Raw genomic sequence first — 15,866 nt, forward strand, 5'->3', positions numbered from 1 at the left:
TAGCTACCAAATACTTGCCAAACTACCTGGGCTGGCGACGGGCTTTTGAACAACACTGCCAACTCACGCCGGAAACCCTACTCAATGCTGCTCTGGGGAATTTTCAATATTTAACGATGACATAGCCTTCCTAAATACAGGCATAGCGCAAATTAACAAGAGCTGCCACTAAATTCCATGTCAGCGAGTAATTCTTGTGCTTGCCCCGATAAACATCCTTAACAATTCTGAAAATTTTGCATCGGCGGTTGATATGCTCAATGAAAACACGTTGTTTTGATAGTGCCTTATTATGGGCTTTGTCTTCTGCCGAAAGAGACAGGCCTTTTTTCTTTTTGACAGGCAGAGTCGAGCTCTGATGATGTTTGTGAATCCCTTGGTATCCCGAATCCGCCAACAGCAGGACATCAGGATGCAACAATAAGCGACTGTTAGCGGCGGTGAAAGAACGCGGAAAGCTGGCGGACACAGACGACGGAAGCAGGCCGAATATTCTGGACAATAAAAAAGGGGCCATAACGAGCCCCTTTGTTGTTGACCAGATGAACGTTAAAATGGCTGTCCGTTCTCACGCCAGATGTTTGTGTCGACCAAATCATCGAACGGGTCGATACCGCGTTCTTCACGCATTAGTTCCATGATCGGTAACTGGTAATGCAGCAAAATACGATCCCGTAAGTCGTCAAGCAACTCGACGACCGCCAAAGCCTGTTCAGGCGTCCAGTCGCTATTCATCAGAAAATCCAGCCCTTGTGTTAAGCCGGAAGGCTGATGGTAGGTTTTCATATTGAACTCCTGCCGGTCGCCTTGCGTTTTTTAGCGCGCTGCTCAGCGCGTTCCCGGGCTTCCTTGAGACGATAGGAGTCGCCCTTGATGTGGATAATCTCGGCGTTATGAACCAGGCGATCAATGAGGGCAACGACACAAGCGGCATTGGGGAATACTTCAGACCATTCCGCGAATGACTTGTTGGTGGTTACCAACGTGCTTTTCTGCTCGTGCCGACGGTTGATCAGCTCGAACAGCAGGTCGGCGTGGCGGTTCGAGTAGGACAGGTAGCCAACTTCATCAATGACCAGTAAGGCCGGTGCCGCATAGTAACGCAAGCGTCGACGCAGCGCCGAATCGCTGTCGAGCGCAGCAAGATCGCCCAGCAGCTGACCGGCGGTGATGAACAGCACTGTATGCCCGTGCAGGACTGCTTGATGGGCGATATTCTGGGCGATGGTGGATTTCCCCGGACCGCTGCCGCCGACCAGGATGGCGTTGGCAGCCGTGTTCAGGAACTCCAGGGTTAACAATTCGCTGATGGCGGTCCGGTCGCAGTGCGCCGGCCAGTTCCAGTCGAAGTCGGCTACGGGCTTGAAGCGGCCGATATGGGCGCTGCCCAGGCGTCGTTCCAGGCTGCGTCTTGCCCGTTCGGTTTCTTCCCAGGTGAGCAGCGGCTCGACCCAGGCGTTCTCGGCCAGTTCATGCCAGTGTGCGAGCAGACCGTAAAGGTGCAAGCCTTTCGCCCGTTGCTGTAAGTGTTCAATCGGGGTCATGGCTCACCTCCGTGATCTGGTCGTAGCTATCCAGGTTGTGTGCCTGAACCGGCGTGTCGCGGTCTTGCACATGACTGGGCAAGGTCATCTCCACCGGCGGCGGCAGCTCACGCGCCTCGCGCCTGCGCTCCAGGGCCAGACGTACCGCATTCGGATGGGGCACACCCCGTTGTAAAGCTTCCTTGATGCCGACTTGCAGTTCAGTCGCACCATAACGATCCAGCAGATCTAACAGGGCGACGGTAATCCGGCCCAGCGGTTCGCCACGGTCAGCGGCCTGTATCAGCAGCTCCCGACTTTGTGGTGCGGCTTGCGCCAGGCGGTCGGTGCCGCGATGTTGGCTGGCTTGGTGTTTGTGTTCGAGCAGGGCTTCGATATGGGCCGGAATCTCAATTTGCTGCCCTTTATCAAAGCTGCGCGGATGGGTAGCCAGGACCTCCTGACCATTGAGGATGCGCACTTCCTGTAAACTGGACGCCACGGTCAGGGTGCGCTGTACATAGTCATGGGGTACCGAGTAGTCGTTGAGATCGAATCGGGCATAGGGTGTCTTACCAATCTTCACCGCCACCTGCTCGTCGGTCGGATAGGGATTGTCCGGTAAAGCCAACAGATGCTTGGTTTCCAAAGCGAAGGCTTCGCGGACAGTCAGCGTCGTATCTTCAGGGCAGCGCCGGTCGGCGGCAGGCCCGACCATCCAGGCGTCGGCCTGGGCATTGAGGTCATCCAGATCAGTAAACGAGCGGCCGGCAAAAAAGTTGTCGCGGATGTAGCGGATAGCCCGCTCCACGCGTCCCTTTTCATTGCCACGGGCAACGGCGATGGGTCGCGGTTCGTAACGGTGATGTCCGGCAAAGCCCAGTAGCACCGGATTAAAGCGGATCGCCTGGCCCTGCCGCTCCAGGACGGCGCTTTTCAGATTATCATAGAGCAAGGTTCTCGGAACGCCATCCCAGGCGGCAAAGGCCCCGACGTGACCGCGCAGGAAGTTTTCCAGGTGGGCACCGAGAAAAAATCGGAGAAAGATCATCCGTGACCAGGACAGTACCATCACAAAACCCATCAGCGCACGTCGGGCGCGGCCGATCTGAAGATGCCCGAAATGGCCCCAATCAACTTGGGCTTGCTCACCTGGCAGGGTGCGCAGACGCAAGTAGGCTTCGGCTTTTGGCCGGGGTCGATGTAAGGCAATAAGATGACGAAAATGGTCAGGGCTGCCTGAGTAACCGCGACTTGTCACCATCGCGTACAGTCGACTGGCGGTGAGCGTGGGAAATTTCTCCAGGGTTTCCCGGATAAACGGCAAATAGGAGTCGATAGCCGAAGCACGACGAGGTGCGCCGAGCTGCGGCAGACCGGCTTGGGTTAAAACACGGGTGACGGTACCATGATGCACACCCAGTTGGGCGGCAATGGTGCCGGTACGCCACTTTTCGACATGATAATAACGCAGAATCTGCGCTTCGAGCTCAGGGAGAATGGTCATGTTGAGTTCCTCTTCGGTCAAGTTGAGCGATATTGGGAACCCGATGCCTGTGCAGGAAGTTTCTACGGACGAATGCTGAGCAGATGGCGCCGCAAAAATGACAATGCACTTCACTCTTGCGGGTGGGTAGCGGCTTGGAATCTTGCTGATCGTGGTCCGGCACCGAGTTCGCTGCCAGTAGATCATCTTGGGCGGGTGTTGTGGAACCCTGATGCGTCACTTTATTTCTGCGCTGCCGGTAACGGCGAGCGCGTGCGGCATGCTTGAAGCGTACTTTTGAGCTCTGTTGATAGCGCCGACCTGATGCCCGCAACGCTTCACAGCGGGCTGCTTTCGAGCAGTTGTCAGAACAATAAATCTGACCGCGATCGCAACGCCTGCAGATGATAACTTGATTCCTGCAGCGTTGGCAGAGGTAAAGCCGGCCCGTAGCCTTCATGGTTGGCTCCTGTCACGCCAACAAAATATCGACAGGGATTTAAGTTCGTGGAATACTCTCCCTGCACCCGTGCACAACACGAGTCGGGGCATGGCATCGGTTGGAACCTGGTAGTTTTGGGCCGGTGTCGTGCCTGTTCATATTGGCGGTGCCTTTTTACCGCATCTTGACGGTTTTTGTCATCTCGCCCAAGACAACCTCAATCAATACCTTCTCGCGCCAGTCCTTGGCGACAGACTCTACAAAAGCAAAAAACACGTTTCCTACAGTAAAGCTATATTCGAATTATTTTGGGGAAATATTCTTGGGTGGGTAAATTCGGTTTTGCAGCCATGTATAGGCGGTTTTTGAGCACCATCTACACCACTACCCATTCCACCGCTATCCGATTTAATTCGGGCTGCGGCTACCTGTGGGTAATGAGAAGTTACGAGCCACATTTCTAACCACCTGATTAACCAATGATTATAAAAGTCAAGTTGATTTAAGCGCGATTGACCTGGAGTCTTATGCGGTCAAGCTTGCCTTTGTTTTTCGCACAGAGTATATTTTATAGCAATTTAAATACCAGTCTATTTATCTCAAAAAGGTGTTCTGAGATGGCGGAACCGATACCGTTACAATTATTCAAGTTTTTCTGCTTAGCAGTCTTTTTAAGCTCAACCGTCCCACTCTCGACAGCCGCTTCGTTTACTGACAATTTTGACGAAAATAGCCTGCCTATCATCAATGAAACAGGCAAAATGGAGGATAGTTTTGATCCACATTGGTGGCTGAACTCCGGCGCCTATATCTACCAAACTGACGGGGTCGCGGCCACTATACAAGGAAAACTCGCAGAGACGGATCGCTTCCGATTACTGTATGCAATCTCTAATCCTGTTGATACCGACAACGGATATCGCCCGCAAAACCTAATTCGTTTCGTAACACGAGCTAAATTCAAGAGCTTCACTCAACAGGTGTTTTTCAATATTGAACAGATCAATACATCAAAAAGCCCGAACAGGAACCAATCTAACGGAGTCTTGTTTTTTAATCGCTATCAGGATGGTAACAACCTTTATTATGCAGGAATCCGAGTCGACGGCCATGCAGTAATTAAAAAGAAACTCCATAACCAATACTACACATTGAAATCCGTCTCGGTCTACCCGGGACATTATAATCGTGACACGCTCCCAAATCTTCTCCCCATCAAACGTTGGATTGGAATTAGAACGGTAATAGCAAATAACGCCAACGGTAATGTTGATATTACGATGTACATCAACGATAGCCAACTCGGTTCAGGCTGGACCAAGGTACTTCAGGTTGAAGACACCGGGTCCGACGCCAAATGCATTCTGAATGAGGGCTATGCCGGCATTCGTAGCGACTTTATGGATATTCGCTTCAATCACTATGAAGCAACCGAAGACAAGAACTAGCGATATGCCTAGAATCCGCTCAACGCCTTATTAAGCGATATCTTGTGTCCTGGCGGCCTACTTCACAACAGAGCAATATATACTGCTTTCGTTGATTAAGCCTACATAGGCCTGCCTGCCAAGGCCAGTTCTTGACTCATGTGTTTGTTATATCACTTAATCAGATCAGGTTTCTATCAATATGATACAGGCTGTGTTTTCGTGACTTCCTGCATTATGTGAAAGAATACACTTTTATAACCACTTGATTTAGAGGCGTACCAACAAAAGTGTCGGCAGATGGATAGAGCAGACTTCATTGAGAGGAACCGGTCTACTCGACCCTGTGCTTATGTGCCAATGCCGGTAACATGGGTGCAGAATGTCGTTCATAATGAGAATTGCTGTATATGCTGTATATAATCGGTGCATTAACATGATTGAACATGCGGAAACATTGGTAAAACAGATCAGTCACGGCGTCTATGTGATCGGCGTCGGTGTTGGCGAGCGTCAAAATGCCTTTACTGCAGCCTGGGTGATGCAGGTGTCTTTCGACCCTTTGATGCTGGCGATCAGCATCAATCCCAAGCATTATTCCTATCAATTGTTGCAGGAAAGCGGCGTTTGCACGGTTAATGTCTTGGCACAGGATCAGTATGCACTAGCGGAGCATTTTGGCCGATCAGCGAAAGACAAGATGGCAGGATTTCAATGGCAGACAGCCGAAAGCGGTGCGCCGGTTTTATCCGAAAGCCTTGCTTTCTTTGACTGTCAGATCAGTCATTATGCCGATGCCGGTGACCATAAAATCGCCATTTGCAAAGTCGTTGCTGCCGCAAAACTCAATCAGGGGCGGCCATTGTTGTATAGCCAGACCGGTGACATGGACGGCAGCGCCGAGTTATACGGATAAGCTAAACCAGCGGAAACATTTTATCGGGATTGAGTATGCCGTTCGGATCGAACTGGCGCTTAATATTTCTCATCAGCTCCAAAGAATTCGCATCCAGTTCCCGATCGACAAAATCTCTTTTTTCCAGGCCCACGCCATGCTCGCCGGACAATGTACCGTTTAGTGCCAACACCAAAGAAAAAATTTCGTCCAGACAAGCATGGGCTTTTTTGCCTTGTTCGGGCTGATCGGGATCGAGCAATAAATTCACATGAATATTGCCGTTGCCCGCGTGACCAAAGTTAATAATGGGTAGGTCGTATTTTTTTGACAGCTCACCCAGTCCGGCTATTAATACGGGCATTTCGGTAACCGGCACCACCACATCTTCATTGATTTTTTTCGGCGCCACCTTGCGCAGCGCTGGAGACAGGGCTTTTCGGGTTTGCCAGAGCGCTTTAACTTCGGCATCGGTCTGAGCCAGTCGGATGTCCAAAAGACCGTCGTTTTTGGCGGCAGCAGCCACTTTTTCAGCGGCCGTATCCAAACCTTCCCGTTGTCCATCGACTTCGATCATTAACATCGCGCCTGCATGTTCGGGCAGATCGGTTTCCGAATACTGCCGGATCATGTTGATCGCATTGCCGTCGATAAATTCCAGCGCACAGGGAATGACCGGCTGCGACATGATCGCGGAAACGGCTTTGGCCGCATCAAAAACAGAATTGTATATGGCCCTGAGCGTTTTGGTGGCTTCCGGCAACGGTGTCAGTTTTAACGTGGCTTGGGTAATAATCGCCAGCGTGCCTTCCGAGCCGAGTATCAGCCGGGTCAGGTCATAACCGACCACGCCTTTGCTGGTATGAACGCCGACGCGGATTTCTTTGCCCGCGCCGGTGACTGCACGCAAGCCCAGCGTGTTTTCCCTGGGCGTGCCGTATTTTACCGCCCTGGGGCCTGCGGAGTTATAGGCCAGATTGCCGCCAACGCTACAGAATGCCGCGCTGGTCGGGTCGGGCGGCCAGAAAAAGCCCCTCTTTTTGGCGATATCCTGTACCTGTTGGTTGGTCATGCCCGGTTCCACGATGATGTAGCGGTTATCGGGAGAAAACTCGACCAGCTTGTTCATGCGTTCCAGCGACACAATCAGTCCGCCTTTAAGCGGGACGGTGGCGCCGGTGGTTCCGGTGCCGCGTCCTCTGGCCGTCAACGCAATGTTGAATCGGTTGCAGGCGTTAACGACACCGACGACTTGTTCATGCGTGGTCGGAAAAACCACGGCTTGAGGCAGCACATGGCGACGGCTGTTGTCATAGCCGTAAGTCCAGCAGTCTTCAGGCGCAGTTAACAGGTCACCGGCGGCAAAAGTTTCAGCCAGCAAGGTTAAAAAATCGGCAGGTAAGGGGGCAATATTAGTCAATGTATTCAAAAATCGTGATAATTTGTTTTATATCGGGTTGATATCGGGTCGCTTCGATGGCCGCAGCGCCTTCGGTTCTATGCACCAGACCCATCAGGTAAACCGTGTTTTTTTCGGTAACAACTTTGACCCAGGAAGCATCGAACTCAGGTATTTGAGTGAGTGCGGTTTTTACTCTGCTGGTAATCAGCGAGTCGCTGGCGCGGAAGTTATAAGGACTGGGGTTGGCAATAATCAACTTGTTATGCACCAGTTTTACACCGGGAATGACACGAACGATGTCGATAATCCTGTCGCGAAATTCTTCTTTGGGTGTCTCGCCGGTGACCAGTACCGCGCCGTTATAGGCGGTAATATTAAAGTGACATTTTTCGCGCAAGTCGTAATAGGCATTCAGCTGGGTTCCGGCATGATCTTCAATAGCTTCATCGGCCAAAATGGCCTCGCGGCTACGGCGGTCATTTAATAATGACAAGCCGGTCATTTCCGCACCACCCGCCGCAATCGTCGAACAGCCGGAAATAAAAAAACTCTGCGCCAACAGTAATAATAAAAGCTTTTTCATGACCTACCCGCCAAATAATTGATGGTCGATTAAGTCGCATAAGCAATGGGTAACCATTGCGTGTACTTCCTGAATATGTATGCTGGAATTTGACGGTACGCGAATTTCTATGTCGGTTTCATGGAGTAGCGGGGCAATCATGCCGCCATTATTGCCGGTCAGCGCGATGACGGTGATGTCTTTATCATGTGCCGTGGTAATGGCTTTGGCGATATTGGCCGAATTGTTGCCGTCGGTGTAAGCGACCAATATGTCGCCGCTTTGCGCTAAGGCCCTGAGTTGTTTGGCGAAAATATCATCAAAATGATAGTCATTGGCTATGGCGGTGATGGTGGCGGTATCGGTGGTTAAGGCAATAGCGGGTAACGACGGTCGATCACGTTCGTATTGGTTAAGCATGGCCGAGGACAGCAACTGGGCGACGGCCGCCGAACGGCCATTGCCGCAAGTGATAATTTTCTTATCATTCAGCAAGGTGGCGACCAGCCGTTGTGAGGCAAACTCGATGAGATCAGAGAGGTTGGTCAGCGTATCCTGTTGGGTCTGAATACTGTTGCTGAAATGGTTGATTATGCGATTTTGTAAGCTCATGGCAAGGGATTATAAAGACTATCGTACCAGCCTGCGACACTTTTTAAGTTCAACAGTTTGAGGGTTTGGTGCGGTTAAAATGCATTTTGTATCCAGTCGATGTTGCCGTTGCCGGAAATAGCGATCACGTCGAATCGAATCGGGCGGTCGGTTTTTTGGGAGGTAAGGTATATATGCGTTGCCGCTATGATGCGGGATTGTTTGGCGCGGGTGATGCTTTCAGCGGCGCTGCCGTATTTATCGGTTTTGCGGAACCGGACCTCGACAATAACCAGCGACTGCTTGTCGGTCATGATTAAATCGAGTTCGCCCTGTTTACAGCGAAAATTCCGGCTGACCGGTTTAAGCCCTTTATTGATCAGGAAATTGTGGGCTTGTTCTTCGGCGCTTTCGCCGCGAATTAAATGCGCCGCTTTCGCCTTAAGCTTAGTAAACAGCATGATCAAGCTGTTTTTGCCCGGTATCCGCTGTCGGGGTGGTGTTTCCGTAATCATTAGTAAAACCGGTTATTTCGGGCTGTCCGTCGATGAACTTGACGCAGGTCAGTTCGCGCTGGATGCGCTGGTCGGTGGTCAGTGATAGATTCCCGGTAGCGCCTGGATAGGGATAGGTTTCCAGATTGTCCAGGCGGGTAGCCAAGCTGTAGGCATCAATGCCCATCGCAATCAGACGTAAATAAGCGAGGGGAAATTGCTTCCAGGTTTCTTGTAGCGCATCGATCCCAAGCTCTCCCTGATAGGCTTTATTGAATAACCAGGGAATGTCGCAGAATGTTATTTTATTAAGATCGGCATCCAGCGATGCGTTGATTTGTCCGGTGTAAACAGCAGGCATCGCATAAACGGGAAGGTCGCCAGACTGATAAAATTGGAGCTGGGGATTGATGGAGCGTGCCTCGGAGCTATAGGCGCTTAACAAGATAGCATCAGCATCCTGCCGTCTTCGCGGGCTGTATTTTATTTCAGGTATCAATGCACGAATTTTATGGTAACGCTGTTCGCTTTCATCCAGGTTAAGCAATTTTTGCACAGGTGTTGAAAAGTCTTTTTCTTTGGGGTTATAGGTCTGTGTTTCCAGAATCGTGCCGTCCTGATTTTTCCAGTCTTCGGTTAAATAATTGGCGATGCGTTTGCCTGGCGCGTTTTCAGGAACGAGCAGTAACACTTTTTGATGTCCATCCTCCCATGCCTTATCTGTGATTTGGTCGGTATCATCCAGCGGGCTGAGGCTAAACTGATAGAGTCGGTTCTTTTGCAGGCCTGGAATATGATTTAATGCCAGTACCGGTATAGTTAAGCTAACGCTATCGGCTAGGCTTTGGAGATGTTCTTTAGCCAGCGGGCCGATGATTAATTCGGCGCCTTCTGATACGGCTTGGTTGTATAGGGCTTGGGGTGTCGATTGTTCGCTGTCGTAAAAGGCAATAGTAGGTTTGGTGGTGTTGTCTGCATGGTTGTAAGCCGCCATAAACCCGGCGCGGATAGCTTTGCCTGCTTGGGAAAAAGTCCCTGATTCGGGTAATAACAGCGCAATGACTTTGGGTTGTGAGTGTGTATTTTCCGATACGTCCCGGGAGCTATTTAAAAAACGTAAGTCGGCAGGATGCGTTGGAAAGCTTGCGCGCCATTGGCTTATTTGACTATCAAAATCAGGCTGGTTTATAGTTTTTAAAATCTGGGTTAATGACATCCAACCTGCTAAAACATCTGTTTGGTTAGTCTGCAAGTCGATATCAGGCAGCAGGCGTAATGTTTCAAGAATAGCTGCCTGGTTTTTTTCGAGCTCATCGGCAGACGTTAACAGCCTATGCAGTTCGATTCTGGATTTGGCACTACCGAGCAGGTCGCCGGCCAACGAGTAGGCAAAGGCCTGCGATTGAAAATATTTGATCTGATTGTCCACGTTGAGCCGTTGCGGCTGAATCTGTGCCAGACTTTCAATGGCCTGTTCGGCTTCGCCGAAACTGAGCAGGATCTGGGCGTAAAGCAGACTCAGATGAGTACGTTGCTCGGTCGACAGCTCGTCAGGATTAATCGTATCGGCAGACTTTTTTGCCGTAGTGCCGTCGCCGACCTGGATTAGGGACTCGATGGCCTGTAAGTGTTGCTGATGTTGTTCCGAAAACGATGGGCTTGAAGGTTGCTGGTATAATTCAACCATCTGTTCCGGCCGGTCGTTTTTTATCAAGGGTCGTGTTGTCAGTGCCGGTTGTTCAGCGATGGCATTGCTTGCAGGCGTGGTTGAGCAACCGGAAAAAAACAAAGGCAGCAGGACGAATAATAATGGCGGCTTATATTTTGGTCGCATCTTTTTAGAGGATTTCAAGTGAGTGTATCGAATGTCAAGTGAATGCGGCAAATTATACGTTGTTGCTACGCCGATAGGTAATTTAGCAGATATTACCTTCAGGGCGGTTGAAATATTAAAACAGGTCGATTTGATTGCCGCAGAAGATACCCGGCATGTAAAAATGTTGCTGCAGCATTACGGCATCAGCAATAAACTGATTTCGTTGCATCAGCATAATGAAGATAAAGCCTCAATCGGGCTGCTGGAAAAGCTACGCGAGGGTTTATCTATTGCGCTGGTTTCCGATGCAGGAACGCCGCTGTTAAGCGATCCTGGTATGCCGTTGGTTAAACTGGTCAAAGAAGCGGGGGTTGATGTGGTGCCGGTGCCGGGCGCTTGTGCATTGATTGCAGCATTGTCTGCGGCGGGATTGCCGGTTACGCAGTTTGCGTTTGAAGGTTTTTCACCAAGAACTTCATCGGCCAGAAAATCCTTTTTTGGCGAACGATTATTGTGTCCGACTACCTGGGTATTTTATGAGTCCAGTCACCGGATTCTGGCCTCATTGCAGGATATGGCCGAGATATTGCCGTTGGATCGGCAGATCGTGATAGCTAGGGAACTGACCAAGTTACACGAAACTATCGTGAAAACCAGTTTGGCTGAGGCGCTTAAATTGGTTGAACAAGATGCCAACATGAGGCGAGGCGAGTTTGTGGTGATTGTCGATGGCGCTACCATCGATAAAAAGGAGCAAATTATTACGCCTGAGCAGGAAAAGATATTGAGAGTGTTGCTGGGTGAATGCTCTATTAAAACGGCAGTTGCACTGGCTGTTGAAATTACCGGAGTCAGAAAAAAGCTGTTGTATCAAGCTGCATTAGACATGGAAAAAGCGAAAGAGGCTTAGTATTCCCGTTAAGGTGAATTGGGATTTATTTCTGGTCTTATTATTGCTAATAAAAAAGCGATGGGCATATCATCATGATGTGGATGTATGATATACTTTTTCGCTGAAAGAGTCGGCTGAGCAGTCGCTGTTTTATCGCAAGATAAGATGGAGGAAAGTCCGGGCTCCAATGGGCAGGGTGCCAGGTAACGCCTGGGAGGCGTGAGCCTACGGAAAGTGCCGCAGAAAATATACCGCCTGTCACTTAGGTGATCGGTAAGGGTGAAAAGGTGCGGTAAGAGCGCACCGCGCAACTGGTAACAGGAGTGGCATGGTAAACCCCACCCGGAGCAAGATCAAATAGAGGGACAGACGCGTGGCCCGCGCGGTTCCTGGGTAGATTGCTTGAGCTGCAGGGTGACTTGCAACCTAGATGAATGACTGTTCTCGACAGAACCCGGCTTACAGGCCGACTCTTTCTTTCTTTTTTCGAGTATTTCTGCTCGGTATCCGGTAAAGCTTCTGCATTCATGCAGTCGTCGCTGTGTTCCCAAAAGCGTAAAAATTGTCGAGTTATTACATTGACGGCATTTTAGGTCTAGTTCTCATTTCTTATCAAAAAAAGCTGGAAATTTTCGGCGACTCCATACTTAAAGTATTTTCTCACTAAGACTACACACTTTGTTGATAAAAAATGGGAATTATTTTTCCATATTTTATGTGGTTATATCTTGTCCTGGTTGTTATGTAAGTCATTGTCGAAAAAGAAAGAATCTAAATGAAATCATCCTTGACTAGGGGTTATTAGAAAACTATAGTGGACATAAATGGGGAAAAGTGGAGAAAAAGGGTTTTTTAAGGCATCTGGGGTGAATCTTGTTTCGAGGCATTAGTTCAATCAATCTAGACGGCAAAGGACGTCTTGCGATTCCTACCCGTTATCGGGAGGAATTGCGGGATTGTTGCGAGTGTCAGATGGTCGTGACGGTCGCTGTCAATGAACGGTGTGTTGGGGAAAATGGCTGTCTATGGCTTTATCCGATTCCTGAGTGGGAAAAGCTTGAGCAAACGATCAGTAAATTACCCACGTTAAATAAAATGGCTGGGAAGTTAAGGCGGTTTGTTATCGGTAATGCATCTGAATGCGAGATGGATGGGCAGGGGCGTTTGTTGTTGCCGGAAAAGTTGAGAACATTTGCACATGTAGACAAGAAAGTTGTCTTGGTTGGTCAGCTTAATAAATTTGAACTCTGGAATGAAGAAGCCTGGGGATTAAAGGAAACTGAATGGCTGAATGGTGATGATAATGAAGGCTTGGAAGACTTAGGCTCATTATCCTTTTAACACGGGAGATTTGTTAGTGGAACATTTGCCCGTTATGTTTGCAGAAGCTTTGCAACAGTTGGCTATTAAAGAAGATGGTATTTATTTGGATTGTACGTTCGGTCGGGGCGGACATAGTCAGGGGATTTTAAATTTACTGGGTTCATCCGGTCGCTTACTGGCGTTTGATCGGGACTTGGATGCGATTAACTCGGATTATGCGCAAGCTATGCTTGAAGATAAGCGGTTTGAGTTAAAACATACGCATTTTTCTGAGCTGGAAAATATCATTACCAGTGAAGGTTTAGCAGGAAAAATCGACGGTATTTTGATGGACTTGGGTGTGTCATCGCCTCAATTGGACAATCCGGAAAGAGGCTTTAGCTTTTTGCGCGACGGACCATTGGATATGCGTATGGATGGCAATGCGGGTGTTACGGCTGAACAATGGCTGGCCAGCGTTGATGAAAAGGAACTGGTAAAAGTTTTATTTGAATATGGTGAAGAGCGGTTTGCACGGCGCATAGCTCATGCGATTATTGAAAAAAGAGTTGAAGCGCCAATTACAACAACCAGGGAGTTGGCAAAATTAATTGAAGATGTCATACCGATAAGAGAGAAACATAAGCACCCGGCAACCCGCAGTTTTCAAGCGATTCGTATTGAAATCAATAGCGAGTTGGATGAGTTAAAGGCTGTTTTGCAACAGTCCGCCCGGATTTTGAAGCCCGGTGGGCGCTTGGTGGTTATTTCTTTTCATTCATTGGAAGATCGCATTGTCAAGCGCTTTATCAGGACTGAGTCTGGTGCGAAATACAATCCGGGCAAGTTGCCGATTAAAGAAATCGATATAGCCAAGGGTATTTTGAAGAAAACAGCTAAAGCCTTGAAAGCAGGGCGGCAGGAAGTTATTCAAAATGCTAGGGCACGAAGCGCAATCATGCGAGTAGCCGAGAGAGTCTAAGTGGTAACAGGTCGCTATTTAGGGTTAGGCGGACTCATTTTGGTGTTGTTGGTATCTGCTCTGACAGTGATTTACAGCAAATATCAGTCGAGATTAATTTTTATTGATATCCAAAAGCAGGAAAGAGCACTCGATCAGTATGAGGTGGAATGGGGGCAACTGCAATTGGAGTTGACAACCTTGGCGGAACAGAATCGGGTAGAACAAGTGGCGCGTGAGCAATTAAAACTGGTTATGCCGTTACGGGAAAAAATTATTTATATAAAGCCGTAAATGATGCATTTTCAAGGCAAAAATAAGGCAAGAGAGTTGGAAAGCACTTTTTCAGGCCGGTCGCATCGGTTCCCTACCGATCACGACACTTCCACCATCCATGGCGGTCGAAGGAAAATAGTCGTCATTTTTATAATGGCTTGTATGGCGGTGCTGGTGGGTCGGGCTGTCGATTTACAGGTGCTGAATAAACAGTTCCTTAAAGATCAGGGCGATATCCGTCATGTCAGTGATGTGAAGGTGGACGCTTATCGAGGCATGATAAAAGATAGGAATGGTGCGCCGCTGGCAATCAGTACGCCGGTCGAGTCTATTTGGATGAATCCGCAACAGATTCAGCCGGGAAAAGAATACGAAATCAGGCAACTGGAAAAGTTGTTGAATTTGCCGAAGGGAAAAGCCGGCGACCTTATTAAGGCTGATGCACATAGGCAGTTTGCTTATATTGCTCGCCAAGTGAGTCCGGTGATTGCTGATCAGGTAAAGGCATTGAAGCTTGCTGGTATTTATTTTGAGCGGGAATTCAAGCGCTTTTATCCGGCAGGAGAGGTATCCGCGCATTTAGTTGGCTTTACCAATATTGACGATATTGGTCAGGCGGGGCTTGAATCGGGCTATGAAAAATCATTAAAAGGCATTCCTGGCAGCAAACGGGTTATCCGGGATGGACAGCGTCGAATTATTGAGGACGTAGAAAACATTAAAGAGCCGATTGCAGGCAGGAATCTGGAGTTAAGTATCGATCAGCGCATCCAATACCTAGCGTATCGGGAGTTGCAGTTGGCATTTAATCTTCACAAGGCAAAATCGGCGGCGTTAGTGGTATTGGATGCAAAGAGCGGGGAAATTCTGGCGGCGGTGAATCAGCCGTCATTTAACCCGAATACCAGAAAGAGTTTAAAGGAAAGCCGGTACAGGAATAGGTCGATAACCGATGTATTTGAGCCGGGATCAACGATCAAGCCATTTGTTGTCGCCGCCGCTTTGGACGGAGGGTATATCAAGCCGGATGACGTGTTTGAAACCCACGGAGTCTATCCGATCGGTAAGCATGTGGTTAGGGATGTACATGATTATGGGACACTGGATTTGACAGGAGTGCTGAAGAAATCCAGCAATGTTGCGGTAAGTCAGATTGCATTGAGCATGCCGCCGGAATATTTTTGGGGGGCATACCATAGGCTGGGTTTTGGTGTTGCGACCGGTTCAGGTTTTCCTGGGGAAGCCAGTGGAAGCTTGCTCGATTACCAACACAGGAGCGACTTTGAGACAGCGACTTTGTCATTTGGTTACGGCGTGAGTGTATCGGCATTGCAATTGGCAAGAGCCTATACGGCATTAGCGGATGACGGCATCTTGCATTCGGTTAGTTTGTTAAGACGGGATGAGGATATTGACGCGCAACGGGTGTTTTCAGTCAGGACGGCCAAGAGAGTCCGGGCCATGATGGAAACAGTGCTGATGAAAGACGGCACTGCTTACGAGGCCAGAGTCGATGGCTATAGCGCCGCAGGTAAAACTGGTACGGTAAAAAAATCCGGTGCGGGTGGGTATGTCGAGAAAAATTATTTTTCTGTTTTTGCAGGCATGGCACCGGCAAGGAATCCGCGATTGATTGTCGTCGTCATGGTTGACGAGCCTTCTGCGGGAAAATATTACGGTGGAATAGTTTCGGCTCCGGTATTTTCCAAGGTGATGGCGGGAGCCTTGAGAGTGTTGGAAGTTGCTCCGGACCAACAGGATAACATGCCCATCTTGCTGACACGGCAAGGGTCTTAA

The 15,866-nt window shown here is 49.3% G+C and carries 17 protein-coding genes, 1 other RNA gene and 1 pseudogene; 9 read left to right on the top strand and 10 right to left on the bottom strand.

Translation table 11 applies throughout. The annotated features are described in order from the left end of the window. Positions 1-125: pseudogene (locus RW114_RS12515) on the top strand (IS1595 family transposase); the annotation flags it as partial. A 5-nt stretch (positions 126-130) separates the two neighbouring features. On the opposite strand, the gene RW114_RS12520 reads toward RW114_RS12515, so the two are convergent. Genes RW114_RS12520 through RW114_RS12540 form a run of 5 tightly spaced genes read right to left on the bottom strand, consistent with a single transcriptional unit; the run spans position 131 to position 3,469 of the window. Beyond that, positions 131-517 (bottom strand): transposase family protein, encoded by a 387-nt coding sequence (locus RW114_RS12520; protein ID WP_340123094.1) that lies wholly within the window; start codon positions 515-517, stop codon positions 131-133. A 32-nt stretch (positions 518-549) separates the two neighbouring features. Then, complete coding sequence (locus RW114_RS12525; protein WP_340123095.1) at positions 550-786, bottom strand: hypothetical protein; 237 nt, start codon at positions 784-786, stop codon at positions 550-552. Continuing rightward, entirely contained in the window at positions 783-1,544 is a 762-nt protein-coding gene (gene istB, locus RW114_RS12530; RefSeq protein WP_340123096.1) for an IS21-like element helper ATPase IstB, read from the bottom strand. The genes RW114_RS12525 and istB overlap by 4 nt, the downstream gene beginning before the upstream one ends. Then, positions 1,531-3,030 carry an IS21 family transposase gene (gene istA / locus RW114_RS12535; RefSeq protein ID WP_340123097.1) on the bottom strand — a complete coding sequence of 500 codons (1,500 nt, stop codon included), beginning with the start codon at positions 3,028-3,030 and terminating at the stop codon, positions 1,531-1,533. Before istA ends, istB begins: the two co-directional genes overlap by 14 nt. After that, entirely contained in the window at positions 3,014-3,469 is a 456-nt protein-coding gene (locus RW114_RS12540) for a hypothetical protein (protein ID WP_340123098.1), read from the bottom strand. The genes istA and RW114_RS12540 overlap by 17 nt, the downstream gene beginning before the upstream one ends. Before the next feature lie 599 nt (positions 3,470-4,068). On the opposite strand from RW114_RS12540, the gene RW114_RS12545 reads away from it, so the two are divergent. Both RW114_RS12545 and RW114_RS12550 read left to right on the top strand, forming a co-directional pair. Next, a complete protein-coding gene (locus RW114_RS12545; protein WP_340123099.1) occupies positions 4,069-4,899 on the top strand; it encodes a hypothetical protein in 831 nt (276 codons plus the stop codon). Positions 4,900-5,314: 415 nt separating this feature from the next. After that, the gene (locus RW114_RS12550; RefSeq protein WP_340123100.1) at positions 5,315-5,794 is read left to right on the top strand and encodes a flavin reductase family protein; all 480 of its coding nucleotides are present in this window, start codon (positions 5,315-5,317) and stop codon (positions 5,792-5,794) included. 1 nt (position 5,795) lies between these two features. Here RW114_RS12550 and RW114_RS12555 read toward each other — a convergent pair whose 3' ends face one another. The 5 genes from RW114_RS12555 to RW114_RS12575 all read right to left on the bottom strand — a co-directional run bounded on the left by RW114_RS12555 (position 5,796) and on the right by RW114_RS12575 (position 10,656). Next, a complete protein-coding gene (locus tag RW114_RS12555; protein WP_340123101.1) occupies positions 5,796-7,193 on the bottom strand; it encodes an FAD-binding oxidoreductase in 1,398 nt (465 codons plus the stop codon). Continuing rightward, on the bottom strand, positions 7,186-7,758 hold the full coding sequence (locus RW114_RS12560) for a BON domain-containing protein (protein ID WP_340123102.1): 573 nt from the start codon (positions 7,756-7,758) through the stop codon (positions 7,186-7,188). The genes RW114_RS12555 and RW114_RS12560 overlap by 8 nt, the downstream gene beginning before the upstream one ends. A 3-nt stretch (positions 7,759-7,761) precedes the next feature. Beyond that, positions 7,762-8,349 carry an SIS domain-containing protein gene (locus tag RW114_RS12565; RefSeq protein WP_340123103.1) on the bottom strand — a complete coding sequence of 196 codons (588 nt, stop codon included), beginning with the start codon at positions 8,347-8,349 and terminating at the stop codon, positions 7,762-7,764. Positions 8,350-8,423: 74 nt separating this feature from the next. Beyond that, a complete protein-coding gene (locus RW114_RS12570; RefSeq protein ID WP_340123135.1) occupies positions 8,424-8,789 on the bottom strand; it encodes a YraN family protein in 366 nt (121 codons plus the stop codon). Next, positions 8,776-10,656 (bottom strand): penicillin-binding protein activator, encoded by a 1,881-nt coding sequence (locus tag RW114_RS12575; RefSeq protein WP_340123104.1) that lies wholly within the window; start codon positions 10,654-10,656, stop codon positions 8,776-8,778. The genes RW114_RS12570 and RW114_RS12575 overlap by 14 nt, the downstream gene beginning before the upstream one ends. Before the next feature lie 31 nt (positions 10,657-10,687). On the opposite strand from RW114_RS12575, the gene rsmI reads away from it, so the two are divergent. The 6 genes from rsmI to RW114_RS12605 all read left to right on the top strand — a co-directional run bounded on the left by rsmI (position 10,688) and on the right by RW114_RS12605 (position 15,866). Then, positions 10,688-11,548 carry a 16S rRNA (cytidine(1402)-2'-O)-methyltransferase gene (rsmI, locus tag RW114_RS12580; protein WP_340123105.1) on the top strand — a complete coding sequence of 287 codons (861 nt, stop codon included), beginning with the start codon at positions 10,688-10,690 and terminating at the stop codon, positions 11,546-11,548. Positions 11,549-11,656: 108 nt separating this feature from the next. Further along, an RNA gene (gene rnpB, locus RW114_RS12585) (RNase P RNA component class A) lies at positions 11,657-12,008 on the top strand. Between the two features lie 395 nt (positions 12,009-12,403). After that, positions 12,404-12,871 (top strand): division/cell wall cluster transcriptional repressor MraZ, encoded by a 468-nt coding sequence (mraZ, locus tag RW114_RS12590; protein ID WP_340123106.1) that lies wholly within the window; start codon positions 12,404-12,406, stop codon positions 12,869-12,871. 16 nt (positions 12,872-12,887) lie between these two features. Continuing rightward, the gene (rsmH, locus tag RW114_RS12595) at positions 12,888-13,814 is read left to right on the top strand and encodes a 16S rRNA (cytosine(1402)-N(4))-methyltransferase RsmH (RefSeq protein ID WP_340123107.1); all 927 of its coding nucleotides are present in this window, start codon (positions 12,888-12,890) and stop codon (positions 13,812-13,814) included. After that, the gene (ftsL, locus tag RW114_RS12600) at positions 13,815-14,087 is read left to right on the top strand and encodes a cell division protein FtsL (RefSeq protein WP_340123108.1); all 273 of its coding nucleotides are present in this window, start codon (positions 13,815-13,817) and stop codon (positions 14,085-14,087) included. Beyond that, positions 14,088-15,866 carry a peptidoglycan D,D-transpeptidase FtsI family protein gene (locus RW114_RS12605; RefSeq protein ID WP_340123109.1) on the top strand — a complete coding sequence of 593 codons (1,779 nt, stop codon included), beginning with the start codon at positions 14,088-14,090 and terminating at the stop codon, positions 15,864-15,866. It begins immediately after the preceding gene.

It is taken from the genome of Methylobacter svalbardensis, from assembly GCF_037671525.1.
Lineage (GTDB): Bacteria > Pseudomonadota > Gammaproteobacteria > Methylococcales > Methylomonadaceae > Methylobacter_A > Methylobacter_A svalbardensis.

Coding starts and splice junctions, on each gene's coding strand:
- RW114_RS12520 (WP_340123094.1), bottom strand. CDS start 517: ATGGCCCCTTTTTTATTGTCCAGAATATTCGGCCTGCTTCCGTCGTCT.
- RW114_RS12525 (WP_340123095.1), bottom strand. CDS start 786: ATGAAAACCTACCATCAGCCTTCCGGCTTAACACAAGGGCTGGATTTT.
- istB (WP_340123096.1), bottom strand. CDS start 1,544: ATGACCCCGATTGAACACTTACAGCAACGGGCGAAAGGCTTGCACCTT.
- istA (WP_340123097.1), bottom strand. CDS start 3,030: ATGACCATTCTCCCTGAGCTCGAAGCGCAGATTCTGCGTTATTATCAT.
- RW114_RS12540 (WP_340123098.1), bottom strand. CDS start 3,469: ATGAAGGCTACGGGCCGGCTTTACCTCTGCCAACGCTGCAGGAATCAA.
- RW114_RS12545 (WP_340123099.1), top strand. CDS start 4,069: ATGGCGGAACCGATACCGTTACAATTATTCAAGTTTTTCTGCTTAGCA.
- RW114_RS12550 (WP_340123100.1), top strand. CDS start 5,315: ATGATTGAACATGCGGAAACATTGGTAAAACAGATCAGTCACGGCGTC.
- RW114_RS12560 (WP_340123102.1), bottom strand. CDS start 7,758: ATGAAAAAGCTTTTATTATTACTGTTGGCGCAGAGTTTTTTTATTTCC.
- RW114_RS12565 (WP_340123103.1), bottom strand. CDS start 8,349: ATGAGCTTACAAAATCGCATAATCAACCATTTCAGCAACAGTATTCAG.
- RW114_RS12570 (WP_340123135.1), bottom strand. CDS start 8,789: ATGCTGTTTACTAAGCTTAAGGCGAAAGCGGCGCATTTAATTCGCGGC.
- RW114_RS12575 (WP_340123104.1), bottom strand. CDS start 10,656: ATGCGACCAAAATATAAGCCGCCATTATTATTCGTCCTGCTGCCTTTG.
- rsmI (WP_340123105.1), top strand. CDS start 10,688: ATGTCAAGTGAATGCGGCAAATTATACGTTGTTGCTACGCCGATAGGT.
- RW114_RS12605 (WP_340123109.1), top strand. CDS start 14,088: ATGATGCATTTTCAAGGCAAAAATAAGGCAAGAGAGTTGGAAAGCACT.